The organism is Acidithiobacillus sp. AC3 (assembly GCF_050261095.1).
GTDB classification, from domain to species: domain Bacteria; phylum Pseudomonadota; class Gammaproteobacteria; order Acidithiobacillales; family Acidithiobacillaceae; genus Igneacidithiobacillus; species Igneacidithiobacillus copahuensis.
In genome coordinates, this window is sequence record NZ_CP189838.1 from 1,733,932 (window position 1) to 1,746,321 (window position 12,390).

At 57.6% G+C, this 12,390-nt stretch carries 10 protein-coding genes and 1 pseudogene; 1 reads left to right on the plus strand and 10 read right to left on the minus strand.

The genetic code is table 11. From position 1 onward, the window contains the following. Positions 1 to 4: 4 nt before the first annotated feature. From ACQAYK_RS08775 to ACQAYK_RS08810, 8 genes and pseudogenes are all read right to left on the minus strand, one after another. A complete protein-coding gene (locus ACQAYK_RS08775) occupies positions 5 to 472 on the minus strand; it encodes a hypothetical protein (RefSeq protein ID WP_215870846.1) in 468 nt (155 codons plus the stop codon). 155 nt (positions 473 to 627) lie between these two features. Continuing rightward, positions 628 to 894, minus strand: coding sequence for an EexN family lipoprotein (locus ACQAYK_RS08780; protein ID WP_215870845.1), 267 nt, complete (start codon positions 892 to 894; stop codon positions 628 to 630). A gap of 40 nt (positions 895 to 934) precedes the next feature. After that, a complete protein-coding gene (locus tag ACQAYK_RS08785) occupies positions 935 to 1,096 on the minus strand; it encodes a DUF1328 domain-containing protein (protein WP_215870844.1) in 162 nt (53 codons plus the stop codon). A gap of 495 nt (positions 1,097 to 1,591) precedes the next feature. Beyond that, a complete protein-coding gene (locus ACQAYK_RS08790; protein ID WP_215870843.1) occupies positions 1,592 to 4,954 on the minus strand; it encodes a transglutaminase family protein in 3,363 nt (1,120 codons plus the stop codon). Positions 4,955 to 4,965: 11 nt separating this feature from the next. Then, positions 4,966 to 5,958 carry an alpha-E domain-containing protein gene (locus ACQAYK_RS08795; RefSeq protein ID WP_483167507.1) on the minus strand — a complete coding sequence of 331 codons (993 nt, stop codon included), beginning with the start codon at positions 5,956 to 5,958 and terminating at the stop codon, positions 4,966 to 4,968. Beyond that, positions 5,958 to 7,406, minus strand: coding sequence for a circularly permuted type 2 ATP-grasp protein (locus ACQAYK_RS08800; RefSeq protein ID WP_215870841.1), 1,449 nt, complete (start codon positions 7,404 to 7,406; stop codon positions 5,958 to 5,960). Before ACQAYK_RS08800 ends, ACQAYK_RS08795 begins: the two co-directional genes overlap by 1 nt. 168 nt (positions 7,407 to 7,574) lie before the next feature. Further along, on the minus strand, positions 7,575 to 8,315 hold the full coding sequence (locus ACQAYK_RS08805; protein WP_483167508.1) for a proteasome-type protease: 741 nt from the start codon (positions 8,313 to 8,315) through the stop codon (positions 7,575 to 7,577). A 138-nt stretch (positions 8,316 to 8,453) separates the two neighbouring features. Then, positions 8,454 to 8,768: pseudogene (locus ACQAYK_RS08810) on the minus strand (outer membrane beta-barrel protein); the annotation flags it as partial. Positions 8,769 to 8,840: 72 nt separating this feature from the next. On the opposite strand from ACQAYK_RS08810, the gene ACQAYK_RS08815 reads away from it, so the two are divergent. Further along, positions 8,841 to 9,967, plus strand: a protein-coding gene (locus ACQAYK_RS08815; RefSeq protein ID WP_480082161.1) for an IS3 family transposase whose coding sequence is annotated in 2 segments (ribosomal slippage) — positions 8,841 to 9,107 and positions 9,110 to 9,967 — 1,125 coding nt in all. Because the reading frame shifts where the segments join, the coding sequence is not laid out codon by codon here. Between the two features lie 65 nt (positions 9,968 to 10,032). Here ACQAYK_RS08815 and ACQAYK_RS08820 read toward each other — a convergent pair. Both ACQAYK_RS08820 and ACQAYK_RS08825 read right to left on the minus strand, forming a co-directional pair. After that, entirely contained in the window at positions 10,033 to 10,887 is an 855-nt protein-coding gene (locus ACQAYK_RS08820) for an outer membrane beta-barrel protein (RefSeq protein ID WP_483167509.1), read from the minus strand. A gap of 194 nt (positions 10,888 to 11,081) precedes the next feature. Continuing rightward, complete coding sequence (locus ACQAYK_RS08825) at positions 11,082 to 12,389, minus strand: ammonium transporter (protein WP_483167510.1); 1,308 nt, start codon at positions 12,387 to 12,389, stop codon at positions 11,082 to 11,084. Position 12,390 lies beyond the last annotated feature (1 nt).

The following is a 12,390-nucleotide window of genomic DNA, read 5'->3' on the forward strand; positions in this document are numbered from 1 at the left end:
TGCGCTACCCGATCTTTTCTGACGTTTTTGCCATGCGACGTAGTTCATGTTGAAAATCGGCCACCCACCGCAGAAGCAAATTCGTCACGAAGCCTGAAAGAATCAGCGCGTAATTAGCAAGTTGCATATCTTTGTACGCACCAGAACCTCCTTTGAATATCAACGCAGCATTCTTTGTCCCATTTGCCAAAAGCTCCAAGGTAAACAAAGAGGATGAAAATATAATCAACGTAATCAAGCAAACATTTATTGCCAGATTCCAGGTATTATGCTCGATACGCTTAGCCACCAATACCGAATCTGAATAATAAATAATAGACATTAGAGACATCTCTAACGATAACTCAGAAATTTTTCCAGCATATACATTAATGATTATAAAAAACAAGTATATCAGGACAGGAATACTGAGAATTGCTATCTCAGAAAATGCTGCCACAAAAATATGAAAAATTTTTCTACGCGCAATCATAGATAGAACTCACTGTGGATTTGGAGAAGTTCACATATCTCAATGCCCTCACTTTTAGGAAAATAAGACAATGACTTCGCGACCATCGAAAAAACACACGATGCAGAGGACCGCGCACTAGGCCGTCCTCTGCATCGTAAAAACTGCAATGCAGGTTACAAGTCGTTTTTGACGCTCTGCACAGTTTTCTTGGCGTTATAGGACAGTGCCTGGCTCTCCGCTTCCTTGACATTTTTGCAGGAAGTGAGTTTGGAGCGATCTGCACTCTCTTTACACCAATGACTTTCCTTCTGCATCTGATTCTGATGATGCAAATACCAAGACACGTCATGCCCTCCCTCCGGCCCTTCACCAACACCAGAGCATCCGGCCAAACCCAGGAGTCCAGCGAGGACCAAAAGCGTTACCGTCAGATTCTTCACAATTCCTCCTTTTGCAACTGACTCGTAGTGAAACTTGAAACTACGGGCGACGCCGCCCGGTAATCAAAGAAATCACGAACACGACAAGAAAAATAACAAAAATGATCTTGGCAACGCTCGCAGCCAATCCTGCCAAACCGGCAAATCCTAAGAACCCGGCTACGATCGCGATAACTAAGAACACCAATGTCCAATATAACATATCAATTACCTCCAGTTTTTCTTTCTGTTGATATTCGATTTCGATCGGTCACCCATACTCACAGGAATCGTGAGCAGAAGACGGAGATTTCCCGATGGACAACTTTTACCTTACAAAAATCAACTGAGAAAATGCATCTAGGCAAGCATGCTTACTCAGACCAATGTAGCTTGAAAGAAACCACTAAAACTATTTTGCGAATCTTTTCATATATTCAGGAGCATTTTCTATGCCAAATCACTCAACCTATTGAACAGATTTATTTTTTATATTGCACCGAGAGATTTTCCTTCTTTTTTTGTAGCCATATCGCTACAGATTAATCTATAAAATAAATATTATTATCTAAATATTAATCAATATCTTCATATTAATCAATGGTATGATCTCGAGAGAGAATAGAAACACAGTTTCACCAAACAGCGACAGTGACTCGCCAAGCAACCAGTGATAGGAAGAGAAGAGAGAAATTATCTTCCTACCAATTATTGATGCCTAGCGTATGCGGCGCAAATCGAGGGTACAGGGATAGTCGGGATTGGGAGATTCGGCTGGCGGTTGTAGCGAACCCAGCGGATTGCCATGGGGATAAAATTCCCGCAGGCCGCCACGCTCCGGCGGTGGCTGTAAAGAACCCTGGGTGAAGCCCAGCGGCTCAAAGCGCACGATCCGGCGCCCTTCGGCCTCGTAGGCGTTGACCGGGAAGCGTTCATAGTTGCGTCCGCCGGGGTGTGAGACCCGGTAGGTGCAACCGCCAATGGAGCGACCATTCCAGGTGTCGATCAAGTCGAAAACCAGGGGCACATCGAGAGGCAGCTCGGGGTGCAATGCCGAAACCGGCTGCCAGGCACGGTAACGCACGCCGGCCACCGCCTCGCCTTGGGTACCGGTGGCGCGCAGCGGCAAGCGGCGGCCGTTGCAGACCAGCACATAGCGGTCCGTTGCCATCCCCGTCACCCGCACCTGCAGACGCTCCACCGAGGCATCGACAAAGCGCGCCGTGCCCTGCCCCGTCGCCTCTTCGCCCAGCACTGGCCAGGGCTCCAGGGCCATCCGCAGCTCGATTTCCACATCGCGAATGCGCACCCGGCCCAAAACCGGAAAACGGAATTCGAGAAAAGGTGCAAACCACTCCAGGGCCATGGGATAGGAGCATTCCTGCAACTCCGCGCAGATCTCGCGCAGGTCTTCCCACAGGTAGTGGGGGAGCATCCAGCGATCGTAGAGGCTGGTGCCCCAGCGTTGCAGGCGGCCCCGGTACGGGGTTTGCCAGAAGCGCACTACCAGCGCCCGCACCAGCAAACTCTGCACCAGCGCCATGCGAGGATGCGGTGGCATCTCAAAGGCACGAAGTTCCAACAGTCCCAGACGCCCACTGGCGGAATCCGGCGAATATAACTTATCGATGCAAAACTCGGCGCGGTGGGTATTGCCGGTGAGATCCACGAGAAAATTACGCAGCAGTCGATCCACCCGCCAGGGTGCCGAACTCACGCCCTGCGGCAGTTGCGCCAGGGCAATCTCCAGTTCGTAGAGGGCGGTGTCACGCCCTTCATCCACGCGCGGCGCCTGCGACGTAGGGCCGATGAAGAGGCCGCTGAAGAAATAGGACAGGGTCGGATGATTCTGCCAGTAACGCAGCATGGAACCGAGGAGATCGGGGCGACGGAGGAAGGGGCTATCTTCCGGCCAGGCGGCGCCCAGGGTCATGTGATTACCGCCACCGGTGCCGGTGTGCCGGCCATCGAGCATGAATTTTTCCGCTCCCAAACGGCACAGCCGGGCCTCGCCATACAGGCGCTCGGTCTTGTCCCGCAGTTCCTCCCAACTCGTGGAGGGATGGATATTGACCTCGATGACCCCCGGATCCGGGGTCACGGCAAAACTGCGCAAACGTGCGTCCTTGGGGGGCGGATATCCCTCGATACGCAGCGGCACACCGAGCTCTACCGCCGTACCCTCGATCGCGGCGATGAGATCGAGGTAATGTTCCAGCACCCCCAAGGGCGGCAAAAAGACATTCAGCGCGCCCTCGCGCCATTCGATGGCCAAGGCCGTATGCGGCACCTCCACCCAAACCTTGTTGGGTAACTGCAGATCGGCAGGTGCCGGCGGCGCTGCTTGTCGCTGCATCCAGGTGGAATAGCGGGCCTCCACCTCTCCATGAATATCGGCGGATAACGGCGGTCGCTCGGCAAAGGGATCGGGTTCCGGCTGAATTTCCTGCTCAGCAGCCCAAGGCAACCCGGACAACGGCAAGCGCAAGCCCAAGGGAGAGTTTCCCGGCAGCAGGAACAACGCACCCCGGCGGAATTTCCAGGGGGCACTGTGCCAGCAACTCCTGCGCCAATCCCAGGAAAGCGGCAGCACAAAACCTGTAGGCGTCCGCAGGCCCCGCGACAGGGCAATGGCCAATTCGCTGCGCGCGGCGGGATCGTCCAATCCTTCTACCTGTAACCAGTCGACATCGTTGGGCTGCTGCGCCTCACGCCAGAGCTGGTAGAGAGGATCTTCGTAGGCTGGACTCAGGCAGTCCGTCGCCAGTCCCAACCGCTGGACAAGGAGCCGGGCAAAGCGTTCGGCATCCGCCGGCGCGACAACGGACGCCGCTCCCGGCTGCCACTGCAACTGCCTCTGCCGCCAGATTGGCACCCCATCGCTGCGCCAATAACAGCTCAATGCCCAACGCGGCAACGGCTCACCGGGATACCACTTGCCCTGCCCGGTATGAAAGAGGGCGCCGGGGGCAAACTGGGTAGCCAGGCGCCGCAACAATTGCTCCGCCCGCTCGCGCTTGTCGCGCCCGAGAGCAGAGGTATTCCACTCCGGCGCATCCATATCATCCACCGCCACGAAGGTGGGCTCCCCGCCCTGGGTCAGGCGCACGTCCAAGCGCTGTAAATCGGCGTCTACCTTATTCCCCAAGGCATTGATATCCGCCCAAGTCGGTTCATCGTAAGGCAGGGTGACGCGCGGATCCTCATGGATACGACGCACCTCATTGCGAAACGAAAATTCCACTTCACAGGGATCGATGGCGCCACTGATGGGGGCGGCATCGCTGGGTTTGGGGGTACAAGCTAAGGGGATGTGCCCTTCTCCGGCAAAAAGGCCGGAGGTGGGATCGAGCCCAACCCAACCCGCGCCCGGCAGATAGACTTCGGCCCAGGCGTGCAGGTCGGTAAAGTCGGCGCTCGGCCCCGCCGGCCCCGCGATGGGCTTTTCGTCGGCAACCAGCTGCACCAGATACCCCGACACAAAGCGCGCGGCAAGTCCAAGATGCCGCAGAATCTGTACCAAGAGCCAAGCACTGTCGCGACAGGAGCCCGAGGCCAGACGCAGGGTCTCGTCGCAGCCCTGTACCCCGGGTTCCATGCGGATTCGGTAGCCAATGTCGCTCTGCAGGCGCTGATTCAGGTCGACCAAAAAATTGACCGTCGGCTGCGGTGCACGGGACACTTCTGCCAACCATTCCTGCAGCAAAGGTCCGGCGCTTTCGCATTCCAGATACGGACGCAGAGAGCCCAGGGTCTCGGCGTCATAGGAGAATGGGTATTGCTCTGCTGCCTCCTCCAAGAAAAAGTCGAAGGGATTGATGGCAACCATTTCGGCAATGAGTTCCACCGCTACCTGGAAGTGTCGTGCAGGCTCGGGAAAGGTCAGGCGGGCCAGATAATTGCCGAAGGGATCTTGTTGCCAATGCAGAAAATGAGGCTTGGGTTCGATCTGCAGGGAGTAGGCAAGAATGGGGGTCCGACAGTGCGGCGCCGGACGCAGACGGACAATGTGCGGGGCCATACCCACCCGACGGTCGAAACGGTACTCGGTGACGTGCGACAGAGCTACCTGTATGGCCATGATGATCCTCGCTAGGCTTGCAGTGCAAAGCGTTGCGGGGAGGGATGTGGGTACGGATCGTTTGCTTCCCGTACCCGGAAATAGGCGTTCTCGATGCTGTGGTGCAATACCCCCAAATCTCTTTGCACCTGATCGAGATACTCATGCAAGACCGCCGGCGTCAGCTCCTTGAGCTGCAGTTGATCGAGGCGCCGGCGGGTGCGGCGTAGGGCCTCGGCGGGAATACCAGCATTGGGGAGATAGGCCAGCGCCAGTTCCATATCCGTCAGGCAACTGCGCACACTGCGCGGGCATTTGCTGTCGCGCAAGAGGAACTCGACCGCACGGGCCGAACGCACCTGCACCCCAACATGCTGCCGGTACATCTCCAACGCGCTCATGGCGCGCAATACGCCCACCCAAAGACTTTGATAGACCGTCCGACGCATGCCCTGATCCTCCGGAGGGATCACCGCACTAACGACATCGACAATGCGCGATCCCATATCCGCACGCTCGATATTGCGGCCCAGCTTGATGAACTGGTACGCCGCATTCTGACTCATGCTACCAACCAGGAGGCCCACCAGGGCGTGCCGCCGGGCAATGACATTCTCGAGAAAGTCGAGGCGTGCCCGCCGATCTTCGGCAATATTTTCCTTTTCCAAACCATCCTGCACATAAAGGAAGAGCGAATTGATCCGCTCCCAGAACTCTCCGGGCAAAAGATCGCGAAAGGTACGACAATTCTCCCGCGCCTGATGCACGCAGGACAGCAGGGAGCTGGGATTGCGACTGTCGGCAATCAAAAAACGCATGATCGCCTTTTCGTTCGGCTGGCCGTAATGCTGTTGAAAGCGCTGCGCTTCGCCGGTGATCTGCAGCAGGATGTCCCAGCCAAAGCGGGTGCCGAGAGGTAAATCGAGCAGCAGCAGGGTGGCGGAGTTGATGAAGCGCCCCAAGTCCTCAGCCCGCTCCAGGTAACGGGCCATCCAGTACAGGTTTTCAGCGACACGCGAGAGCATCAGACATCCTCCTCGACAATCCAGGTATCCTTACTGCCACCTCCCTGGGAGCTGTTCACCACCAGGGAGCCGGCATTCATGGCCACACGGGTCAGTCCCCCGGTCGTCACGTAGCTGTCCTTGGCCTGCAAAATGAAGGGACGTAGGTCCAGGTGGCGTGGCTCCAGATGATCGCCAATCAGGGTCGGCGCGGTGGACAACGACAGAGTGGGTTGGGCGATATAATTGCGCGGGTCCTCGCGGATGCGTTCGGCAAAGCGCTGGCGTTCCTCCACAGAAGCCCGGGGGCCTATGAGCATACCATAGCCACCCGACTCATTGGCCGGCTTCACCACCAGTTCATCGAGATGCGCGAGCACATACTCCCGATCCGCATCCCGCAGGCACAGGTAGGTTGGAACGTTGGGCAATATCGGCTCTTCTTTCAGGTAATAGCGAATGAATTCCGGCACAAAGGCATAGACCACCTTGTCATCGGCAACCCCGGTTCCAGGGGCGTTGGCGATTGCCACGGTACCGCGCTTCCAGGCGCGCATTAGGCCGGAAACGCCGATGACGGAGTCGTCACGGAATACCTCGGGATCGAGAAAATCATCGTCCACCCGCCGGTAGATCACGTCCACCTGCAGTAGTCCCGAAATGGTGCGCAGAAATACCCGATCCTCGCTGTCGACCAGGAAATCCGTCCCTTCCGCCAGATAGGCGCCCATTTGTTGGGCAAGGTAGCTGTGCTCGAAATAGGCGGAGTTGTAGATTCCGGGCGTCAGCACCGCAATCACCGGCTTGTCGCTGGGCCGTGGGCTGAGATCGGCAAGCATGCTCGCCAACTGCGCCGGGTAATCGTCTACGGGCAGGATCGAACACATCGCGAAGATTTCCGGAAAAAGCCGCTTCATGATCGCGCGGTTTTCCAGCATATAAGAAACTCCCGAGGGCACGCGCAGGTTGTCTTCCAGCACATACACCGTGCCATCCGCATCGCGCACCAGATCCGAGCCACAGATATTGGCCCAGGCACCAAAGCGCGGATGCACGCCACGGCAGGCGGCGCGGAAATTCCTGGAGCCTTCAAGAATTTCGCGCGGGAAAACGTTGTCGTCGAGCACCCGTTGCTCGTTGTAGATGTCGTCGATGAAGTGATTGAGGGCCTTGAGCCGCTGCCGGAGTCCGGCTTCGATCTGCGTCCACTCGCGCGCCGACAGGGTGCGCGGCACAATGTCGAAGGGCCAGGAGCGATCGATGTTGCCTGCCTCGCTATAGACGGTGAAGGTGATACCCATGGCACGAATCGCCGTGTCCGCAGTCTCCTGACGCTGCCGCAGCGCCTCAGGGCCCAGTTTTTCAAAATGCTCGAGCAACGCCTTGGCGACGGCACGCGGCTTTCCTGCCGCAGTCAACAGCTCATCGTAAGAACTTCCTTCCGGGTACGCATACAGAATCTTTTGCATTGCCTGACTCCCGCAAGCCTTTCTCCGTCGTGGAGATATCGTCTTTCGATACCCCTCAGCGATGTCTAGCAAGGGGCGTGCCGATTACTTTCACAAGCTACTGACCTGCGCGACTACGCGAATGCGCAAAAATGGTGCAGTTACACCGCTACGACCGACGGTTTTGCACTATGATAGTGCAGCATCCTCCCACGGGAAACGGGGCAATTCCTCGAGGGCGCGCGCCAGACCGGCACTCCAGCCATCGGCAATGGCCTTATAAAAAGGATCATCGTCGAGCAAGCTCAAACACTCTCCGCGCTGCAGACTGTCCGTCCGATAGATCCCCAATTCGATCGGCGGACCAACGGTCAAATTGCTGCGGATGGTGGAATTCATGGACACCAGGGCACAGCGAGCCGCCGCTTCGAGGGATAGACTGGGCTGCACCACACGGTCGAGGATCGGCTTGCCGTACTTGATCTCCCCAATCTGCAGGAAAGGATGGTCGGCCGACTCGTGGATATAATTGCCCTGGGGATAGATGAGATAGATACCCGGAGCTTCCCCAGCAATTTGCCCACCCAAGATAAAGCTCGCCTCGAAGACCGTGTTGGCGGTGTCGCGCCCAGCTTGCACCCGCTGCACATCGGCGCTGAGCCAACCGACGTAGTCGGCAGCAGCGGCCAAACTGGGTACCGTCCACAGGCTCTGTGCCGAAGGAGTTTCGAGATCCTGCCGCAGCCGCTGCACCACCACTTGGGTGGTGGCCAGATTCCCGGACGAGAGCAGGCAAAAATGCCGCTCCCCCGCCTTGCTGAATTCATGTATCTTGGAATAGGTATTGACATGATCCGTGCCGGCGTTGGTCCGGGAATCGGAGCAAAATACCAACCCAGCTTCGACATGGATGGCCAAACAATAGGTCATCGAGCAGTCCTCTTTGTCACGCGGTCTATCGAGGCTGATTCTGGCGTAGTTGGCGCCCTAAGGGAAGCATCTAAGGGAAGCCCGAAATAAAAAAGGCGCGGAGTTCTCACGCTCCGCGCCCGAGGGGTGGGCCAAACCCTAGAACATGAAACCGGTTTCCAGCATGCCACGCACCTGACTCTGGTTCAGGCCGCTTTTCCCGAAGATTCCGGTATCAGCCGGCATGGTGGCCGCCACGTAGGCCAGTTCGCCGCGCGCAAAGAAACCGCCCTTCTGATAGGTGGGCGTCACGGTGAGCGACCAAGCGTGGGATCCGGGACCGAAACCGGTGAGGTTGGCGGAGCCATCCGCCACCGTCCCGGAGTTGCTGATATATTCCACCCGACCTGCCAGAGAGACCGTATCGGTGAAGCTGTAGTCCGCAAGCACTGCGGCGCCGAGGGTGCTGGTGCGTTTGCTGCCTGAAGTGGCCCCCGAAAGTTGGACAAGGGGTTAAGCTCTGGGCTTCAGGAAAGGAGTCGAGGGATGAAGGGAAAACGCAAGCAGTACAAGCCGGAATTCAAGGCGCAGGTAGCCCTGGCGGCCTTGCAGGGCGATAAGACGATGGCCGAGCTGGCGCAAGAATTTGGGGTACACCCCACCATGATCAATGCCTGGCGCCGGCAGCTGGTGGAGCATGCGGCCACGGCCTTTGAACGGGGAAAGTCCCGGACCGAGGAGCCCGTGGACGTGCAGGCTTTGTATCGGAAGATCGGACAGCTGGAGATGGAACGCGATTTTTTAGCCTCCAGGCCCGGTCTCATGTCTCGGATCGGGAAAGGCGCCAAATGATCGACCGGGCCCAAACCCCAGTTTCTGTGCAACGGCAATGCGCTCTTTTGGGCGTGCCCCGCAGTACGGTCTATTACCGCGCGCATCCTCGGCCGATGGGCGACGGGCTGTTGCGGGCGATCGATCGCCTCTACACCGCCTTTCCATTCATGGGTAGGCGGCAGATCCATCGGATGCTGAAAGCGGAGAATGTCGTGGTCAACCGCAAAACGGTACACCGGGCCATGCGTATCCTCGACATTGCCGCGGTGGCGCCCGGACCACACACCAGCAAGCCCCATCCCCAGCACCCAAAATATCCTTATCTGTTGCGTGGCGTGACGGTGGACCGTCCCCACCAGGTCTGGTCCGCGGATGTGACCTATCTGCCCATGGCACGAGGATTTCAATACCTCGTAGCCGTAGTGGACTGGTTCAGTCGTAAGGTGTTGTCCTGGCGGGTTTCCAACAGTCTTGACGCGGGTTTCTGCGTAGAGGCCCTGAAAGAGGCCATACGCCGCTATGGCACCCCCGAGATCTTCAACACGGATCAGGGTGCTCAGTTCACCGCGGAGTCCTTCCTCTCTGTACTCCGCCAGCACGGCATTCGAATCAGTATGGACGGCAAAGGCCGGGCCCTGGATAACGTCTTTGTCGAACGGCTTTGGCGCACCGTCAAATACGAGCACGTCTACCTGCGGCCAGCAGAAACTGGAACCGAGTTGAAAGCTGGCCTCAGAGCCTACTTCGACTGGTATAATGCCGAAAGACCGCACTCCTCTCTGGGAGACAGAACACCCGATGTGGTCTATGCAGAAGGTTTACAAAGGCTGGTGGCCTGACCCGCCATGGAAACAGGTTCAGAGCTTAATCACTCCAGCAGGCTGTCCAATCCAGGGGGGCCACCTCAGCCTGCCCCCAGGGCCTGGATAGCGCTCGCGGGGACGGTGGTGTACTGCACATAGGGCGTCACCGACAAGCTGTTACCCACGTAGCTGTATCCCGCTACCGCGATGGTCTCGTTATTCTGCAACGGTGCCGTCGCCAGACTCGCATGGACATAATCTGTATGTCCAAGATTGCCGCCTGCCTGAACGAACACACTATTCTTGCTGTCCACCGCCCAGGTCAGCATGCCCGTCATCCAATTGAAACGATTGGAATAGAAACCGTCATTCCAAGACACCGCCGCAGTGACCGGCCCCGCCGAGTAATTTACCTGGACACCTTTATTGACGGCATTCTCCTGCCCCCAAAGCAGACCGCGATTGATGTTCCAGTTTTGATAAGAGAAGGTATATTCGGCGCCAATCAGGGTGAAGAGCTTACCGACCTGAATATTGAGATGATCGGTGGGCGCAAACTCCACGTAGGCCGTGGGCAATGCCCCGAAGGTATTCTGGGTGAAGGTTCCGCTGGAGACAAAGGGTGCACCGAGGGTGATCACATTGTAGGCCCCGGCCTGCGCCGCAAACTGGAACATGCCGTCGGTTTTGGAGATCATGACCAGACCATTGCTGATATCCGCCGACGCGGTCTTGTTGGCCGGTGTGCCGGATCCGGAAAAGGCATTGTCCTGCCACATGCCATAGGCACTCGCCACCCCTTGCGCGTTGAGCGCCCCCAATGGCCCTGCATCAAAGTGCAAGGGAGCGGGCAGGCTCAGCGGTGCTGCCTGGACTTCCTCACCAGCGAAGATGCCGGTCAGAGCCACCGCGATATGAGTAAGAGATTTTTTTACCGAAGGATTCTTGCTGTTCATTAGTATACGCTCCAAATACGAATTTGAGATACTGCTAGAAGGGTAAAGCATAACTCGTGCCAGAACATTCTGAGGGAATTCGGCACCTGCCATAGGTTATTTGCACTTTTTTGGGGCACAAAAACCCAAGTGTGCACTATTTTGAGCAATGGCCTCGCGATGGATGCCGAGGCCATACCCAAACCTGCCTACATTTACATGTAGATTTGCTCGCCGTGCTGGGTGACGTCCAAACCTTCCCGCTCGGCCTCTTCACTTACCCGCAGACCAATGACCCAGTCAATGATCTTGAGGAGGATCCAGCTGACCAAAGCATCGTAGCCAATGGTGATGCCCACGCCGGTTGCCTGAATCCACAACTGATGCAGATTGCCCTCGAGAACGCCCGCCGTGCCACCGATGGCAGCGACCGCGAAGACGCCCGTCAGCAAGGCGCCAATGATACCGCCGACGGCATGGACGCCAAAGGCATCCAGAGAATCATCGTAGTTGAGCCAGTTTTTGACGTAGACCGAGGCCCAGAAGCAGCCGATGCCTGCGGCGATACCAATCCACAGCGATCCCATGGGGCCGACAAAGCCGGAAGCCGGAGTGATGGCCACCAAGCCGGCGACCGCGCCGGAGCTCATGCCCAACACCGTCGGCTTGCCACGCGCCCACCACTCCACAAACATCCAGGCTAGGGCAGCGGCGGCTGTTGCGATCTGCGTTACCGCCATGGCCATGCCCGCGCGATCACTGGCGGCAACTGCCGAACCGGCGTTGAAGCCAAACCAGCCCACCCAGAGCATCGCCGCCCCCATCAAGGTGAAGAGTAGATTGGCGGGGTGCATGTTGTCGTGCTTGTATCCCACCCGCTTGCCGATCATCAGGGCGGCCACGAGGCCAGCGATACCGGCGTTGATGTGCACCACGGTGCCACCGGCGTAATCCAGCACGCCATCGCCCCCCAGCCAGCCGCCAGGGCCCCAGACCATATGGGCAATTGGCGCATAGACCAGCAGCGACCACAGGCCAGTGAACCACAGCAGCGCCGAGAATTTCATGCGCTCGGCAAAGGCACCCACAATGAGCGCAGGGGTGATGATGGCGAAGGTCATCTGAAAGGTCATGTAGACCGATTCCGGTATGGTCGGTGCCAGCGCGTTCACGCTATCCAGGCCGAGGCCGTGCAGGAAGAAGCGGCTGGTACCACCAATGAAGGCATTTCCTGGCGTAAAGGCGAGGGAATAGCCAAAGAACATCCACAGCACGGAAATAAGCGCGGTCACCGCAAAGCTCTGCGCCGCGGTGGCAAGAATGTTCTTGCGCCGCACCATGCCGCCGTAAAACAGCGCCAGACCAGGAATCGTCATCAACAACACCAAAGCGGTCGATGTCAGCATCCAGGCGGTATCGCCGCCCTTGAAGGGCGTGGCCGTGTCGGCCATGGCCCAGGGACTGGCGAGAAAACTGATCGAGGCAGCAAGTGACGCCACCCCCAAGGCTCCCTTTCGAGTCATA

Coding starts and splice junctions, on each gene's coding strand:
- ACQAYK_RS08800 (WP_215870841.1), bottom strand. CDS start 7,406: ATGCAAAAGATTCTGTATGCGTACCCGGAAGGAAGTTCTTACGATGAG.
- ACQAYK_RS08785 (WP_215870844.1), bottom strand. CDS start 1,096: ATGTTATATTGGACATTGGTGTTCTTAGTTATCGCGATCGTAGCCGGG.
- ACQAYK_RS08820 (WP_483167509.1), bottom strand. CDS start 10,887: ATGAACAGCAAGAATCCTTCGGTAAAAAAATCTCTTACTCATATCGCG.
- ACQAYK_RS08775 (WP_215870846.1), bottom strand. CDS start 472: ATGATTGCGCGTAGAAAAATTTTTCATATTTTTGTGGCAGCATTTTCT.
- ACQAYK_RS08795 (WP_483167507.1), bottom strand. CDS start 5,958: ATGCTCTCGCGTGTCGCTGAAAACCTGTACTGGATGGCCCGTTACCTG.
- ACQAYK_RS08825 (WP_483167510.1), bottom strand. CDS start 12,389: ATGACTCGAAAGGGAGCCTTGGGGGTGGCGTCACTTGCTGCCTCGATC.
- ACQAYK_RS08805 (WP_483167508.1), bottom strand. CDS start 8,315: ATGACCTATTGTTTGGCCATCCATGTCGAAGCTGGGTTGGTATTTTGC.
- ACQAYK_RS08790 (WP_215870843.1), bottom strand. CDS start 4,954: ATGGCCATACAGGTAGCTCTGTCGCACGTCACCGAGTACCGTTTCGAC.